This window comes from Kitasatospora sp. NPDC058184 (genome assembly GCF_042883725.1).
Taxonomy (GTDB): domain Bacteria; phylum Actinomycetota; class Actinomycetes; order Streptomycetales; family Streptomycetaceae; genus Kitasatospora.
In genome coordinates this window covers 76193-91035 of the sequence record NZ_JBHVVE010000020.1, presented here as the reverse complement: position 1 = coordinate 91035, position 14843 = coordinate 76193, and the positions used below count along the sequence as shown (strand labels likewise).

Below are 14843 nucleotides of genomic sequence, written 5' to 3'. Positions count from 1 at the left end.
CAAGCCGCCTGGCCGCGGAGGTGTCTGACGGGGCGTGGGGGACGCGGGTCTTCTAGAGTCACGCGTGGTACGGACGTACGACTGTGATACCCCCGTACGTCCGTACCGCCGGACGACCCCGAGCCGCACCGAGAGGAACGAGCAGCATGACCGAGCAGGCCCCCGAGCCCTTCGAGCCCGTCGACGAGGACTGGCGGACGGCGCTGGCGATCGTCGCCCACCCCGACGACATGGAGTACGGCGGGGCCGCGGCCGTCGCCCGCTGGACCTCGCAGGGCAAGAAGGTCGTCTACGTGATGGTGACCAGCGGCGAGGCGGGCATCGACACGCTGGACCCGGCCGAGTGCGGTCCGCTGCGCGAGGCGGAGCAGATCGCCTCGGCGCGCGTGGTCGGCGTCGACACCGTGGAGTTCCTCGGCCACCCGGACGGCGTGGTGGAGTACGGGCTGCCGCTGCGCCGGGACATCGCCCGGGTGGTTCGCCGGCACCGGCCGGACATCGTGATCACCAGCAACTTCCGGGACACCTACGGCGGGGTGTTCCTCAACCAGGCCGACCACGTCGCGGTCGGCCGGGCCACCCTGGACGGGGTCCGGGACGCCGGGAACCGCTGGGTGTTCCGCGAGCTGCTGGCCGAGGGCCACGAGCCGTGGAACGGCGTGCGGCAGATCTGGGCGGTGGCCTCGCCGGAGGCGAAGCACGCGGTGGACACCACCGGGACCTTCGACCTCGGCGTCGCCTCGCTGGAGGAGCACAAGGCGTACCTGGCCGGGCTGGGCGGGGCGATGGCGGAGCCGCGGGAGTTCCTGGAGGGCTTCGGCCGGGGTGCGGGCAGCCGGCTGGGGACGCGCTTCGCGGTGCCGTTCGAGGTGTTCCCGCTGCGTTGACCTCCGGCTACTCGGAGCCGGAGCCGGCGTCGGGGCCGGCGTCGGCGTCGGTGCCCGCGCGGCGCCGGCGCCGGTAGCGCAGCACCTGCCGGAGCAGGAGGGCGGCGACCAGCACGCCCAACCCGACCGCGAACCAGACCTGGTAGCGCAGCGCCGTGTGGTACACGGCGCCGATGTTGGCGCCGGCGAGGTAGCCGAAGGTGCCCCAGACCGCCGTCCACAGCACCGCGCCGAGCAGGTTGAACGCCAGGAACCGGCGCCGGGGCATCTCCGTGGTCCCGGCGATGATCCCGTTGTACTGGCGCAGCCCGTCCACGAAGCGGGCGACCGCGACCACCTTGCCGCCGTGCCGGGCGAAGAAGCCGTCCGCGCGCTCCATCCGGGCCGGGGTGAGCAGCACGTAGCGGCCCCAGCGGTGGACGAAGGCGCGTCCGCCGGTGCGGCCGATCAGGTAGCCGAGGCCGTTGCCGAGCGCGGCGGCGCCGGTCGCGATCAGCAGGACGGCGGCGAGGTCGAGGTGCCCGGTGCCGGCGTACACCGAGGCCAGTACCAGGACGGTCTGCCCGGGCACCGGGACGCCGCAGTTGTCCAGCAGGACGAGCACCGCCACCGCGAGGTACCCGTAGTGGTCCAGCAGTGGCGCGAGTCCGGCGAGTGCCCCGGGCAGCGGGGTCGTGGGGGCGGGCACCGCTCCTCACCACCTCGCGCGGGGCGGGGTGGCGGGGGAGTGGGTCAGCGTTCCGCCTGGCGCTGTTCGATGTTGCAGTCGGGGCCGGGGTAGATCAGGCCCTCGTGGCCGTCCTCGAAGCGGACCACGTACGGCGGTTCGCCGTCGGTGCCGCGCACCTCGACGATCTCGCCCTTCTGGTCCACCATGCCCACCGACCTGCTGTGGATGTGGAGCCGGTCACCTACCGCCGCGTGCATGGTCTGCTCCCTCGGGTCGTGTGCCGGGCCGCCTCCGCGGACGGTTCCCGCTATCCACTGTGCTGCGGGGGCGGCGGGCGCGCAACGCCTCGGGCGGGCGGGGCCCGCGGGGCCGGGCCTCAGCGGGCGGACGGCTGTTGCGCGAGGTAGCCGCGGACCAGCCGCTTGCACTCGGCGATCAGCGCCGGATCGCCGTCCGGGGACTCCCGGAAGGCCAGTTTGAGCACCGCGTCGGCGGCCTCCAGGGCCACCCGCAGGGTCAGCATGACGGCCGTCGGGTCGCCCGCCCGGAACAGTTCGCCGCCGAGCGCCTGGAGCCGCAGGGCGACGGCGGTGTTGTTGTCCACGCCCGCGTCCAGCAGGTACCGGTCGTCCCGGACGCCGGTGGGGACGGCCGGTCCGGCCAGGCCGAAGTCCAGCTGGCCGAAGCCCGGCACGGCGCGCTTCATCGCCACGAACTCCTCCACCGCGAGATCGGCGAAGAGGGCGGGGCCGACCGGCGCGGCGGCGGCCAGCCGGGCGTCCAGGCGCTGGAGGTAGTGGTCGAGGTTGCGGGTGGCGAGCGCCGCCAGCAGGTCCTCCTTGCCGGCGAAGAACTGGTACAGGGTGCCGATCGGCACCTGGGCGCGCTGGGCGACCTCCTTGGTGGTGAGCGCGGTCGCCCCGACCTCGTCCAGCAGCCCGGCGCAGGCGTCCAGGATGCGGCCGTACCGCTCCAGGCTGCGCTGCTGGACCGGGCGGCGCCGGACCGGTCCGGGGGCGGGGTGACTCCTGTCGCTCATGACCTCACTGTGCCGCATCCGCTGTTGCGGCGGCGAATCACCGGGGCGCGAACGGACCGGAGTTCCCTGTGGGACGGGAGACGACTGGTGGCCGGAGCTGAACGGCACGGTGGCGGGAAGGTGTCCACGGGTTGGCATTGGTCTTGTCGTGGACGCGAAGACAGGTTCATACTCCTGAGGCGGACTACCTTGCGTGATCAACGCATGCCTCTTCGTGGTGATCACGATTCAGCTGTGGCGGCCGAGGCGCCTGTGACGGACGCTCCGCCGCCACCCGAGGTCTGGATGACGCCGTGTGCCCCCACTGCCCGCGCCACGTCCCGTGGCGCCGATTCCCTGTGTGTTCCCCGCCGAACGGAAGGAGGGGATCGGTTCGGTGACGCCGTCCTCCGGAGGGCGTGAGGCCCTCGACACCGAGCACCGCCGCCAGTTCCTGGAGTCCGGGTACCTGGTCCTGCCCGGCCTGCTGCCGGAAGCGCTGCGCGAACGGCTCGCGCCCGAGGTGGACCGGTGGGTCGACGAAGGCCTGCGGGCCCGGTCGATCGCCGCGTGCGCCGACCCCTTACGGCACGGACCGCCCCCGCTGCTGGAACTGGAACTGCCCGCCCACGGCGAACTCCTCACCCACCCGCCCCTGTTGCGCACCCTGACCCGCCTGCTCGGGCCGGACTTCGTCTTCCACCACCTGCACAGCGACCGCCAGGACCCGGGGATCCCGGGCAAGGCCTGGCACCACGACTGCGAGCCCAACGACCGCTCCGACCCGTCGCTGCTGATGGTCCACGCGCTGCACTACCTCGGCGGACTGGACGAGAAGGTCGGCAGCCTGGCCGTGCTGCCCGGCTCGCACCTGCGCACCGTCGGCAAGTCCGCCTACGCCCACCACGGCACCGGCGAACTGCCCGGCGAGGTGGTCATCGACCGGCTGCCGCCCGGCTCCACCGTGCTGCTCAACTCGGCGCTGTTCCACACCCGCCGGCCGGCACCCGAAGGGCCGGGCCGCCCCCGGTACTTCGTCGACGCCTCCTACTGCCAGGTGGGAGCGCGCTGGCGCCCGGTGAAGCCGTACTGGCGGCAGATGCTCGCCCGGGCCCGCGAACTGGACCTGGCCGACGGCCAGTGGCCCGAGCTGTTCGCGGAGCGGCACTTCACCGAGTACACCGGCAGCGAACACGCCCGCACCGAGTACACCGGAACCGTCTGAGGAGCACTGCCGTGGAGATCGTCACAGCCGTCGCCTACCCCGAGGTCCACGACGCCTACCTGCGGGACCACCCGGTGGATCGGGCCCACGAGGCGAACAGCAACATGTACGGCGAGGAGAACCTCGACCGTGCCGACCGCATCCCCGGCGGCTGGTGGCGGATCCGGCTCTCCCGGACGGACGTCCTGGGCATCGTGCTGCCCTGGCACCTGAGCGAGGGCGGGGAGCTCGAACTGGTGCCGCGCTCCGGGCTGACGGTGGCCGAGGCGGCCGAGCGGGTCCGGGCCGGCGGAGCGGCCTGGACCGCCGCCAACCCGGTCTGCGCGGCGAAGCTGCGGCTGCTGAGGTGGGCCCCGCTCACGCCCGTCTTCCTCAGCACCGCCCCGGTCGACCACTCCGACTACGGGGACCTCGTGCTCCGGTCGGGACTGATCCACCTCGACGGCCTGCACCGCATGCTGGCCTGGGAGTTGGCCGGACGGCTGCCCGAGCGGGAGCTGCTGGACGGCTACCTGGTGGGCGACCCGGGAGTGGCCGCCGGCCCCGCCCGGGCGGGCCGGAGGGGGGACGAGTCGGCGTGACCTCCGCGACGCAGCACCTCCGGTCCGCGGCCTGCGGCCACCCGGCCGACCCCGCCCACCGGGCCCGCTCGCTGCCCGACCTGCTCGCCCACCACGCCCGGGCGCACCCCGACCGGCCCGCCCTGGGCGACGGCGTCCGCACCTTCGACTACCGCACGGTCGACACCGCGGCCGACCGGATCGCCGCCCGGCTGGCCGCCGCCGGCACCCGCCGGGGCGACCGGGTCGCTCTGCTCGGGCCCCGGGACGCCCGGATGCTGGTGCTGCTGTACGGGGTGCTGCGCGCGGGCGCGGCGGCCGTGCTCGCCGATCCGGACTGGTCGGCGGCCGACCTGGCCCGGCGGCTGGCCTCCGTCCGGGTGGCCCGGGTGCTCGCCACCGAGGGCGGCCTCGGCGGGGAGGTGGTGGACGTCGAGGCGCTGCCGGAGCTGCCCCCGGTGGCCACCGAGGTACGGGGCGAGGACCTCGCGTACCTCTCCTTCACCTCCGGGTCGAGCGGCGAGCCCAAGGCGGTGGCCGTCACCCACGCCAACGCCGTGCACTACGCCAGGGCCCTGGCCGGGCGGCTCGACCTCACCGAGGCCGACGCGCCCCGCGCCGCCCACGTCACCACCCTGGCCGCCGACCTCGGCCACACCGCCTGGCTGCTCGCCCTGGCCACCGGCGGCTCGGTGCACCTCGTGCCGGACCGCGAGGTGCGCGACCCGGAAGCCTTCTGGGCCTCGCTGCGGCGGGCCCGGGTGGACGTGCTGAAGACCACCCCCTCGCACCTGACCGCCCTGCTGGAGGGCCGCCCGGCCGACTCCCCGCCGCTGCGCACCGTGCTGCTCGGCGGCGAGGCGCTGCCCCGCCCGCTCGCCGCCGCCCTGCTCGACGGCGGCACCACCGCGCGGCTGGCCAACCACTACGGACCGACCGAGACCACCGTCGGCGCCACCTGCCTGCTCGTCACCTCCGCCCGCCAACTGCCCGCCGAGGAGCCGACCGTACCGATCGGCACCGCGATCGGCGAGGTGCTGCTGACCGTGGTGGACGGCGACGGCCGGGCGGTGCCCGACGGCTCGGTGGGCGAACTGCTCATCGGTGGCCGGGGCGTGGCCGCCGGGTACTTCGGCCGGCCGGACGAGACCGCCCGCGGCTTCGTCCGGCGCGACGGCCGGCTCGTCTACCGTACGGGCGACCTGTGCCGACGGCGGCCGGACGGCAGCCTGGTCTTCCTGGGCCGGGTGGACCGCCAGGTCAAGGTCCGCGGCTACCGGGTGGACCTCGCCGAGGTCGAGCGGGCGATGGACGGCCACCCGGGTGTCGCGCGCTCGGCGGCGCTGCTGCGGGAGACCGCGCTCGGCAACCAACTCATCGGTGTCGTCCGGCTGTTGGACGGCGCGGACGGGACGGGGGGCCTGGGCGGGGCTGGGAGCCTGGACGGGCTGCGGGCGCACCTGCGGGACCGGCTGCCCGGCTACTCCGTGCCGCAGCCGATCCTGGTGCTGCCGCGGTTCCCGGTCGGACCGAACGGCAAGCTCGACCGGCAGCGGCTGGCCGAGCTGGCGGCCGAACTGGTCGAGGCCCGGGCCGAGTCGGGCGACACCGGGTCGGACGGAACCGGGTCGGACGGAACCGAACCGGACGACACCGGGGTGAACGGCGGTGCGGGGAGCGGACCGGTCGGGGAGATCGCCCGGTTCTGGGCGGGAGCCCTGGGCCTGCCCGCCGTCGGGCCGCGCGCCGACGTGCTCGGCCTCGGCGGGGACTCCATCCTCGCCATGCGCACCATCGCCCTCCTGCGGCGCTCCGGCCTGCGGGTCGCCTACGAGGACTTCTACCGGTACCCGACGGCGGAGGGCCTGGCGGCGGTCGCCGTCCCGGTCGCGCCGTCCGTCCCGGCCGCGCGCGGCTCCACGAGCGGTCGCCGACTCGCCCCGGCCCAACGGTGGTTGTACCGGCAGCGGACGGTGCGGGACCTGCGGCACTGGAACCAGTCGGTGCTGCTGCGCTGTCGCACCGCCGTCGACCCGGAGGCGCTCTCGGCGGCCGTCGCGGCCGTCCTGGAACGGCACCCGGCGCTGCGCCGGCCGGTCACCCCGGACGGCTGCGGCGAGGTCCGGGCGGTGGCCGAGCTCGACCCGGTCTCCTTCTCCCGGATCCCGCGCGCGGCCGGGGAGATCGCCGACACCGTCGCCGGGGTCTGCACCGAACTCCACCGCAGCCTCGACCCGTCGGCCGGCCGGCTGCTGCGCGCCCACCTGTTCACCGGCCCGCCCGGCACCGACGACCGGCTCGCGCTGATCGCGCACCACCTGGTGGTCGACGGGCTGTCCTGGCGGATCCTGCTGGACGACCTGGCGCACGCGTACCGGGCGGTGCTCGACCGGAAGCCGGTCGACCTGCCGCCGACGGCGGACTTCTACGCCTGGGCGGCGGTCTCGTCCTCCGCCGCGGCGGAACCGGTCGTCGGGGACGCCACCGTCGAGGACGCCACCGTCGGGGAGGTCGAGGAGGTCGGAGAGGTCGGGGAGGCCGAGGAGCCCGCCGCGCTCAGCTGGACGCTCGACCCGGACGCCACCGCCCGGCTGATCGCCCGGCACGGTGCCGGGGCCGGGCTGGAGGCCGTACTGCTGGCCGCCTTCGCGGAGGCCGTCACCGGCGACAGCGGCCGTCCCCGGCTCGCGGTGGAGGTCGAGACCCACGGCCGGGACGCGGTCGGCGACCCGGGCGAATTCCTGGACACCGTCGGCTGGTTCACCGCCGTCAAGCACGTCGAGCTGGACGCCGGGGCCACCCCGGACACCGTGGCCCGGCGGCTGCGCGAGGCGCCCGTCCGGCCGATGGACGGGCCCGGCGGACGGCCCGCCGTCGGCTTCAACTTCCTGGGCACCTTCCGGCTGCCCGAGGAGCCCGCGCTGGACTGGACCGTCGCCGCCGAACAGGCCGGCACGGCCCGATGTGCCGGCGGCGACCCGCTGTACGAACTGCGGCTCACCGCACGGGTGGTGGAGCAACGGCTGGTCGCCGACCTGGTGTACGGCCGGCCCGGCCTGCCGCACCCGGCCGCCGAGCGGATCACCGGGCGGTTCGCCCGCGCGGTGGCGGCCGAGGCGCGGGCCGATGTCCAGATCGACACCCGGGCCGACGCGCGGGCCGACGCCGAGGTGCCGGAGGCCGCACCGCCCGTCCGGGCACCGCTGTCCACCTCCGGCCAACTGCTGCACCCCGGCGTCGCCCCGACGGCCCGGGCGACGGTGCGCGAGCCCGCCCGGGTGCTGCTCACCGGCGCCACCGGCTACCTCGGGCGGCACCTGCTGGAGGCCTTCCTGGCACGCGGCGCCGAGGTCACCTGCCTGGTGCGGGCCGCCGACGACGCCGAGGCGCTGAGGCGGCTCGGCACCGGTGCGGCGGGCGCGGTCCGGCCGGCCCGGGCGCTCGCCGGGGACATCGACCGGGACGGCCTCGGCCTCTCCCCGGCCGCGCTGGAACACGCCCGGGGTGCCCACCTGGTGGTGCACGCGGCGGCGGACGTCCGGCTGGTGGCCTCGCCCGACGAACTGGAGCGCACCAACCACACGGCGGTGCGCCGACTGCTCGACTGGGTCGGGGAGCACGCCCCGGACGCCCGGGTCCACCACGTCTCCACGCTGGCCGTCTCGGGCGGCGTCGACGGCCCGCCGCGCCGCTTCAGCGAGGCGGACCTGGAGATCGGCCAGCACTTCCGCACCCCGTACGAGCGGACCAAGTACCGGGCCGAGCAGGCCGTCCGGGCCTGGGCCGCCCGCGGGCACGCCGCCTACCTGCACCGCAGCGGCCACATCGCGGCGCACAGCCGGACCGGCGCGTTCCAGGCCAACGGCGGCGACAACCGGATCTACCAGCTGCTCCGCGGCTACCTGCTGGCCGGCGCCGCGCCGAGCCGGCCGGGCACCGCCTTCGCGTTCTCGTACGTGGACACGGTGGCCGCCGGGATCGCCGCGATCGCCCTCGACCCGTACGCCGCGCCCGGCGCGTACCACGTGGAGACGCCGCACGCCGTCCCGCACGACGAGCTGGTGCGGTGGCTGGCCGGGCACGGCCACCCCGTACGGCTCACCGACGAGGCGGCCTTCGCGGCCGCCCTCGCCCGGGCCGAGCGCCGCCACCCGACGGCCGCCCGGGTGGCCGCGGCCTGGGCGGCGCAGGAGGAGCGCCGCGTCCTGGTGGACAGCTCGTACACCACCGCGGTGCTCGACCGGCTGGGCGTGCGCTTCGCCGCGCCGACCCCGCGGTGGTGGTCGGCCGCGCTCACCTGGGCCGCCGAGGCCGGCTACCTGCCGCCCGTCGGCCCGACCCCGCCCACCCGTGACGACGTCGGTCACGAGGCCGGTGACGGCACCCGTGACGACGTCCGCGACGACGCAGGCCACGACACCCGAGACGACATCCGTGAAGGCAGGACCAACCCGTGAAGGCAGGCCCCGTGTCCCAGCTCTCCCCGGCGCTCAAGCAGGCCACCCCGGTCGTCGCCGTACGCGGCGAAGGACTCCACCTCTACGACGCCGACGGCCGCCGCCACCTCGACTTCACCTCCGGCGTGGGGGTGACCAGCACCGGCCACTGTCACCCGAGGGTGGTCGAGGCCGTCCGGGAACAGGCCGGCCGGCTGATCCACGGGCAGTACACCACCGTGCTGCACGACCAACTGCTCACGCTCACCGAGCGGCTCGGCGAGGTCCTGCCGTCCGGCTTGGACTCGCTGTTCTACGCCACTGCCGGCACCGAGGCGGTGGAGGCCGCGCTGCGGCTCGCCCGGCACGCCACCGGGCGGCCGAACGTGATCGTCTTCGAGGGCGCGTTCCACGGCCGCACCATGGGCGCGGCCTCGCTCACCACGGCCGGCACCCGGTTCCGGGCCGGCATCGGCCCGCTGATGCCCGGGGTCGCGGTGGCGCCCTTCCCGGCCGCGTTCCGGCTCGGGCTGTCCGAGGACGAGGCGGTGGCGCACGCCCTGCGCGGACTGGACGAGGTGCTCGCCACCGTCTCCGCGCCCGCCGAGACGGCCGCGATGTTCGTCGAGCCGGTGCTCGGCGAGGGCGGCTACGTCCCGGCCCCGCCCGGCTTCCTGGCCGGGCTGCGCGAGCGGGCCGACCGGCACGGGATCCTGCTGGTGGTGGACGAGGTGCAGACCGGCTTCGGCCGCACCGGCCGGTTCTGGGCCCACCAGTACGAGGAAGGGGTGCGTCCGGACGTCCTGATCACCGCCAAGGGTCTGGCCAGCGGCTTCCCGCTGTCCGCGATCGCCGCGCCCGCCGAGCTGATGGGGCGCGCCTGGCCCGGCTCGCAGGGCGGCACCTACGGGGGCAACCCGGTGGCCTGCGCCGCCGCGTTGGCGACCCTGGACGTGCTGCGCGAGGAGCGGCTGGTCGAGAACGCGGCCGAGCAGGGCGCCCGGCTGCTGGCCGGCCTGCGGGCGGTCGCCGCCGAGGCGCCCGGGATCGCCGACGTCCGCGGGCTCGGGCTGATGGCGGCCAGCGAGTTCTGCCGCCCGGACGGGACGCCGGACCCGGAGGCGGCCCGGCGGGCCCAGCAGGCCGCGGCCGAGCACGGCCTGCTGCTGCTGTTGTGCGGGATCCACCTCAACACGGTCCGGATGATCCCCGCGCTGGTGGTCACGGCCGAACAGATCGACGAGGGCCTGGAGCTGTGGGCGAAGGCCGTCGCGGCCGGCGGCCGGTAGGGAGGAGAGGACATGGACGCGGTGACCGAAATCGGCTGGAGCAGCCTGGAGTTGGACGCCCGGCGGGAGCTCTGGTCGCTCCCGCTGGAGGAACGTGAGCGGCGGCTGCTCTGGGCCGACGCGCGGGCCGGGCAGTGGGGCGCGGGCGAGCAGGTGCGGACCAGGCTGCGGGAGTTCGTCCGGAACGCCGCCGACTCGGTGGGCATCACCCATGTGAGCGGCCTGGTGGACCCGACCCGCCCGGAGCAGGAGATCACCGAGGTGCTCTCCTTCCTGCTGGGGGACTTCGGCCGGATCGTTCCGCAGAACGGGCGCGGCGACCTCACCTCGGTGCTGCACGACCAGGACGGCGACGGCAACACGGAGCTCGGCTTCCACTGCGACACCTGCGACCTGCTGGTGCTGCTCTGCCTGCGGCCCGCCTTCGACGGCGGCGGGCTGACCAAGCTGGCGAGCGCCCGGCACGTGCACGACCTGATCGAGCGGGAGCGGCCGGACGCGCTGGCCACGCTCCGCGAGGAGTGGACCTTCGACCGCAGCGGCCGGGCCGGCCCGCAGGTGGTGGTCACCCCGATCCTGTACGACCGCAAGGACGGGACGATCGGGTGCTACTACCAGACCCGCACCGTCCGCTCCTCCCCGGACCGCGGCGGACCGGAGTTGACGGACCGTCAGTGGGAGGCCCTCGGCGTGCTGGACGAGGTGCTCTACCGGCCGGAGATCGCCTTCGGGCTGCCGATGGCCGCCGGTGACCTGCTGATCATCCGCAACAGCCGTGTGCTGCACGGGCGTTCGCCATTCATCGACGAGCCCGGGCCGTACGCCCGGCGGATGCTGCGGGTCTGGGTGAACGAGGGGGAGGAGTGGGCGCCGTGACCACAGCGGGAGAGGGCGACGGTGTGACGGCGCCGCACGGGCGGGTGGCGATCGTCACCGGCGGGGGCAGCGGCCTCGGCCGGGCCTCGGCACTGGCCCTGCTGGCGGCCGGCTGGACGGTGGCCGTCGCCGGGCGGCGCAAGGACGCGCTGGAGGAGACCGCCGCCCTGGCCGGGCCCGGAGCCGCCCGGGTGCTGCCCGTCCCGACGGACATCCGCAGCCCGGAGGAGGTCGCCCGGCTCTTCGACACCGTCCTCGACCGCTACGGCCGGGTGGACCTGCTGTTCAACAACGCGGGCGCCGCCGCCCCGCGCCGGCCGATCACCGAGACCCCGTTCGAGGACTGGAACCGGGTGCTGGACACCATCGTCACCGGCGGCTTCCTCTGCGCCCGCGAGGCGTTCCGGGTGATGAGCACCCAGATCCCGCAGGGCGGGCGGATCATCAACAACGGCGCGCCCTCGGCCTACGTGCCGCGTCCCAACTCCATCGCGTACACCGCCGCCAAGCACGCCGTGCTCGGCCTCACCAAGGTGCTCGCGCTGGACGGCCGCGCGTACGGCATCTCCTGCGGGCAGATCGACGTCGGCAACGTCACCCCGGTGGACGGCGGCCCGCAGCCGGCCGCGATGCAGGCCGACCGGACCATGGCCGTCGAGGCGACCATCCCGGTGGACCGCTTCACCGAGGCCCTGGTGCTGATGGCCTCGCAGCCGCCGGACACCACCATCCAGTCCCTGGTCGTGCTGCCGACCACCATGCCGTTCGTCGGGAGGGGGTGAGCCGTGCTGGTCAGCGCACGCTCCTTCGCGGAGTACCGGGCGATGTTCGCGCTCACCGAACGCGACCTGGAGCAGCGCGTCCTGGACTGCCCGGGCGGTGCCGCGAGCTTCGTGGCGGAGGCCGGCCGACGCGGCATCGACGCCGTCGCCGTCGACCGCCAGTACGCCGAGCACCGCGAGGAGCTGGGCCTGCTGGTGGAGCGGGAGACCGGGTTCAAGCGCGAGCGGCTGGTGAAGGAGACGGCCGACCACGTGTGGTCCTGGTACACCGACGCGGACGACATGATCCGCCAGTGGACCGCCAGCGCCCGGGACTTCCGCGCGGACATCGCCGCCCGCCCGGACCGCTACGTGGCCGGCTCGCTGCCCGAACTCCCCTTCGCCGACGACTCCTTCGACCTGGTGCTCAGCTCGCACCTGCTGTTCTCGTACGGCAACCGGCTGGACGGGGACTTCCACCGGGCGGCCCTGCTGGAGCTCGCCCGGGTGGCGCGGCACGAGGTGCGGGTGTTCCCGCTGATGGTGTACGACACGCGGGAGCGCTACCCCGGGCTGGAGCCGCTGCGCGAGGAACTTGCGGACCTCGGCGTCCCCAGCCGGGTGGAGCGGGTGGCCTACGAGTTCCGGCCGGGGGAGAACGAGATGCTGGTGCTCGCCACGGCGGGCTACCGGACGCCGGCCCGGACCGCGGCGGGCGCGGCGGTGGCCGAGGACCCGGTGCGGTGGCGGCACCGGGAGGCCGGGGCCTGACCGCGGCCGGTCGCCCGCTCGCGCCCCGGACCGGAGCCGCACGAGCTCCGGTCCGGGGCGGGTCCGGGCGGTCCGGTCGGGTCGGTCGGGTCGGTCGGGTCGGATGGCGGGTCGGTCGGCGGCCCGCGGAAATCCGTACCGGTTCGTTGTCGTCCGTTTCCGGTGGGTGCTGCGTCCTGGTGGTATGAACCACTGTCCAGTCCGACCCGAACCCGACCTGCGCCCCGGCCCCCAGGGAGCCGCGCCGGACCGAGGGACCCCGCCTCCCCGCCGGGCCGATCCGGTGGTGCCGGTGCTGGCCGCGGTGGCGGCGGTGGCGTCCGCGCTCCTGCTCCGGGGCCTGCTGCTGCAGTACGAGTCGTCGGACTGGTACTACTTCCTCGGCCCCTGGTACCGGTACATCGCGGCGCACGGCGGGTTCCAGGCCCTCGGCGACACCGGCTTCTCGGACTACAACGTCCCCTACCTGTACCTGATGGCCGCGCTCGGCCGGCTGCCGGTGCCCGCGCTGGCGGCGGTCAAGTGCCTGTCGGTCCTCTTCGACCTGGCGCTGGCGTACTACACCCACCGCATCGTCTCGCTGCGGTGGCCGCACCGGCCCTGGCGGCCCTTCGCGGCAGCGGTGACCGTGCTGTTCCTGCCCACGGTCGTGACCAACAGCGGGTGGTGGGCCCAGGCCGACGCGATCTTCACCGCCTTCCTGCTCGGCGGCGTCCACCACCTCCTGCGCGGCCGGCCCTGGTGGACCTGCGCCTTCTTCGGGATCGCCCTGGCCTTCAAGCTCCAGGCGGTCTTCCTCTTCCCCCTGCTGCTCGTCGTGGTCCTGGCCCGGCGGATGCCGTGGCGGTGCCTGCTGGCCGTCCCGGCCGCCTACCTGGCGCTCGACGTCCCCGCCGTGCTGCTCGGCGCCGACCCCTGGCAGCTGCTGACGGTGTACGCCCGGCAGACCGGGACCTACCGGGACCTCACCCTCAACGCGCCGTCGGTCTACCAGTTCGTCTCGGTGCCGTCGGGTGAGGACGATCCGGTGCGCCGGGCGGGCGTGCTGGTCGCGGGCGCGTTGGTGCTGGCGCTGATCGCCCTGGCGGTCCGGGCCCTGCGAAGCACCGGAGGCGCGGCCAGAGAGCCCCTTGCCGACAGGTCCACGGCCGGGGGCGGACGGGCGGGGCTCACCGGGACGGGGATCCTGCTCCTGGCCACGGTCTTCGCGATCGCGGTGCCCTTCCTGCTGCCGTCCATGCACGAGCGCTACTTCTACGTCGCGGACGTCCTCAGCGTGATCGTCGCCTTCCACCTGCCCCGGCGGCTCTGGTACCTGCCGGTGCTGGTCCAGCTCGCGTCCTTCGGCAGCTACCTCAAGTTCATCGCTCCCGGCGTGGCGCCGTACCTGTCGATGCCGGCCCACGGCGCGCTGATGCTGCTGGCACTGGTCGCCGTACTCCGGGCCGCCACCCGGGAGTTCGGCCTGCTCCGGGTCTGACCGGAGCCGGGGTGGGCCCGGCGGCGCAGCCGCACCCACCCCGACTCCCTTGCGGGTGCGGTCAGTTGACGAAGACCGCCGGGCTTCCCGACTGGCTGGTGTCCGCGACCGGCCCGTACGTCGCGGAGAAGTAGCCGTCGGCCGGGCAGAGCGTCGAACCGCCGCTCTTGGCGAAGTGCTCGGTGCGGAAGGCCAGGCTGTGCGCGGTGTTGTCGGCGCTGCCGGTGAACGCGCCGCTCAGCTGGTAGGAACAGGTGATGGTGCCGAACCAGGTGTCCAGCACGGCGGTGGCCTGGATCGTCCCGGCGGACCCGCCGGTCAGGGTGACCGGCAGGCCGGGCGCGTCGGAGACGGTGACGCCGTACGGCAGGTTGCCGACCGTCAGGCTGCGCACCGAGGTGACCCCGGTGACGTTGGCGGTGCACGAGCTGAAGGTCAGCCCGGTCAGCGACGCGGTCGCGCTGCCCGGCGCCGCCGGGTTGCCCAGCACCGAGGCGGAGAGCTGGGAGGTGGCGCAGGTGACACCGGTGGTGCTGGTCGCGGTCGAGTAGAAGGTGGCCTTGGTGCCCGGGGCGAGCGGTGCGGCGAGCGCGTCGCCGACGGCGACGGCGGTGCCGCCCGCGCTCCCGGCGGTGAGCACCGGGCCGGCGGCGAGGGACTCGGGCGACGCGGAGGCGGGTACGGCGGCCAGCGCGAGCGCGGCGGCCGCGCAGACGGCGGCGGTGGCGGGGAGGCGGCTGAAGCGCATGGGAAAACCTCTTCCTCGGTGAGGGGCGAGAAGACGTCCTCTCGCGCGCTCCCGAGCGGTGGGGGCCGGGGAGCGCGCGGCGTTTCCGGGTCCACAGGGTCCAGCCGTGACCGCATGCCGTC

13 protein-coding genes are annotated in these 14843 nt (G+C 75.1%); 9 read left to right on the top strand and 4 right to left on the bottom strand.

The genetic code is table 11. From position 1 onward, the window contains the following. The first annotated feature begins 146 nt into the window (after positions 1 to 146). Entirely contained in the window at positions 147 to 887 is a 741-nt protein-coding gene (locus ACFVXH_RS30935) for a PIG-L deacetylase family protein (protein ID WP_380776945.1), read from the top strand. A gap of 7 nt (positions 888 to 894) precedes the next feature. Here ACFVXH_RS30935 and ACFVXH_RS30930 read toward each other — a convergent pair whose 3' ends face one another. From ACFVXH_RS30930 to ACFVXH_RS30920, 3 genes are all read right to left on the bottom strand, one after another. Continuing rightward, on the bottom strand, positions 895 to 1575 hold the full coding sequence (locus tag ACFVXH_RS30930; protein WP_387829138.1) for a DedA family protein: 681 nt from the start codon (positions 1573 to 1575) through the stop codon (positions 895 to 897). 44 nt (positions 1576 to 1619) lie between these two features. After that, positions 1620 to 1814, bottom strand: coding sequence for a DUF1918 domain-containing protein (locus tag ACFVXH_RS30925; RefSeq protein WP_049659048.1), 195 nt, complete (start codon positions 1812 to 1814; stop codon positions 1620 to 1622). Between the two features lie 119 nt (positions 1815 to 1933). After that, positions 1934 to 2596: a TetR/AcrR family transcriptional regulator gene (locus ACFVXH_RS30920; protein WP_387829136.1), complete on the bottom strand. Its 663-nt coding sequence runs from the start codon at positions 2594 to 2596 to the stop codon at positions 1934 to 1936. Positions 2597 to 2972: 376 nt separating this feature from the next. On the opposite strand from ACFVXH_RS30920, the gene ACFVXH_RS30915 reads away from it, so the two are divergent. From ACFVXH_RS30915 to ACFVXH_RS30880, 8 genes are all read left to right on the top strand, one after another. After that, positions 2973 to 3800 carry a phytanoyl-CoA dioxygenase family protein gene (locus ACFVXH_RS30915; protein ID WP_375875305.1) on the top strand — a complete coding sequence of 276 codons (828 nt, stop codon included), beginning with the start codon at positions 2973 to 2975 and terminating at the stop codon, positions 3798 to 3800. 11 nt (positions 3801 to 3811) lie between these two features. Then, positions 3812 to 4381, top strand: a complete 570-nt coding sequence (locus ACFVXH_RS30910) for a DUF6309 family protein (protein WP_387829134.1) — start codon at positions 3812 to 3814, stop codon at positions 4379 to 4381. Further along, positions 4378 to 8817: an amino acid adenylation domain-containing protein gene (locus tag ACFVXH_RS30905; RefSeq protein WP_387829132.1), complete on the top strand. Its 4440-nt coding sequence runs from the start codon at positions 4378 to 4380 to the stop codon at positions 8815 to 8817. The genes ACFVXH_RS30910 and ACFVXH_RS30905 overlap by 4 nt, the downstream gene beginning before the upstream one ends. An 11-nt stretch (positions 8818 to 8828) precedes the next feature. After that, entirely contained in the window at positions 8829 to 10085 is a 1257-nt protein-coding gene (locus ACFVXH_RS30900; RefSeq protein WP_387829204.1) for an aspartate aminotransferase family protein, read from the top strand. A gap of 12 nt (positions 10086 to 10097) precedes the next feature. Beyond that, positions 10098 to 10961: a TauD/TfdA family dioxygenase gene (locus tag ACFVXH_RS30895; RefSeq protein ID WP_387829130.1), complete on the top strand. Its 864-nt coding sequence runs from the start codon at positions 10098 to 10100 to the stop codon at positions 10959 to 10961. Further along, positions 10958 to 11743 carry an SDR family oxidoreductase gene (locus tag ACFVXH_RS30890; protein ID WP_387829128.1) on the top strand — a complete coding sequence of 262 codons (786 nt, stop codon included), beginning with the start codon at positions 10958 to 10960 and terminating at the stop codon, positions 11741 to 11743. Before ACFVXH_RS30895 ends, ACFVXH_RS30890 begins: the two co-directional genes overlap by 4 nt. 3 nt (positions 11744 to 11746) lie before the next feature. Continuing rightward, a complete protein-coding gene (locus tag ACFVXH_RS30885; RefSeq protein ID WP_387829126.1) occupies positions 11747 to 12493 on the top strand; it encodes a class I SAM-dependent methyltransferase in 747 nt (248 codons plus the stop codon). 286 nt (positions 12494 to 12779) lie between these two features. Beyond that, positions 12780 to 13973 (top strand): glycosyltransferase 87 family protein, encoded by a 1194-nt coding sequence (locus tag ACFVXH_RS30880; protein WP_387829124.1) that lies wholly within the window; start codon positions 12780 to 12782, stop codon positions 13971 to 13973. Between the two features lie 61 nt (positions 13974 to 14034). On the opposite strand, the gene ACFVXH_RS30875 is transcribed toward ACFVXH_RS30880, so the two are convergent. Further along, positions 14035 to 14721, bottom strand: coding sequence for a Tat pathway signal sequence domain protein (locus ACFVXH_RS30875; protein ID WP_387829122.1), 687 nt, complete (start codon positions 14719 to 14721; stop codon positions 14035 to 14037). Between the last annotated feature and the right edge of the window lie 122 nt (positions 14722 to 14843).

Excerpts from the sequence above, each read along its gene's own strand:
- ACFVXH_RS30875 (WP_387829122.1), bottom strand. The coding sequence starts at position 14,721 with ATGCGCTTCAGCCGCCTCCCCGCCACCGCCGCCGTCTGCGCGGCCGCC.
- ACFVXH_RS30935 (WP_380776945.1), top strand. The coding sequence starts at position 147 with ATGACCGAGCAGGCCCCCGAGCCCTTCGAGCCCGTCGACGAGGACTGG.
- ACFVXH_RS30925 (WP_049659048.1), bottom strand. The coding sequence starts at position 1,814 with ATGCACGCGGCGGTAGGTGACCGGCTCCACATCCACAGCAGGTCGGTG.
- ACFVXH_RS30920 (WP_387829136.1), bottom strand. The coding sequence starts at position 2,596 with ATGAGCGACAGGAGTCACCCCGCCCCCGGACCGGTCCGGCGCCGCCCG.
- ACFVXH_RS30895 (WP_387829130.1), top strand. The coding sequence starts at position 10,098 with ATGGACGCGGTGACCGAAATCGGCTGGAGCAGCCTGGAGTTGGACGCC.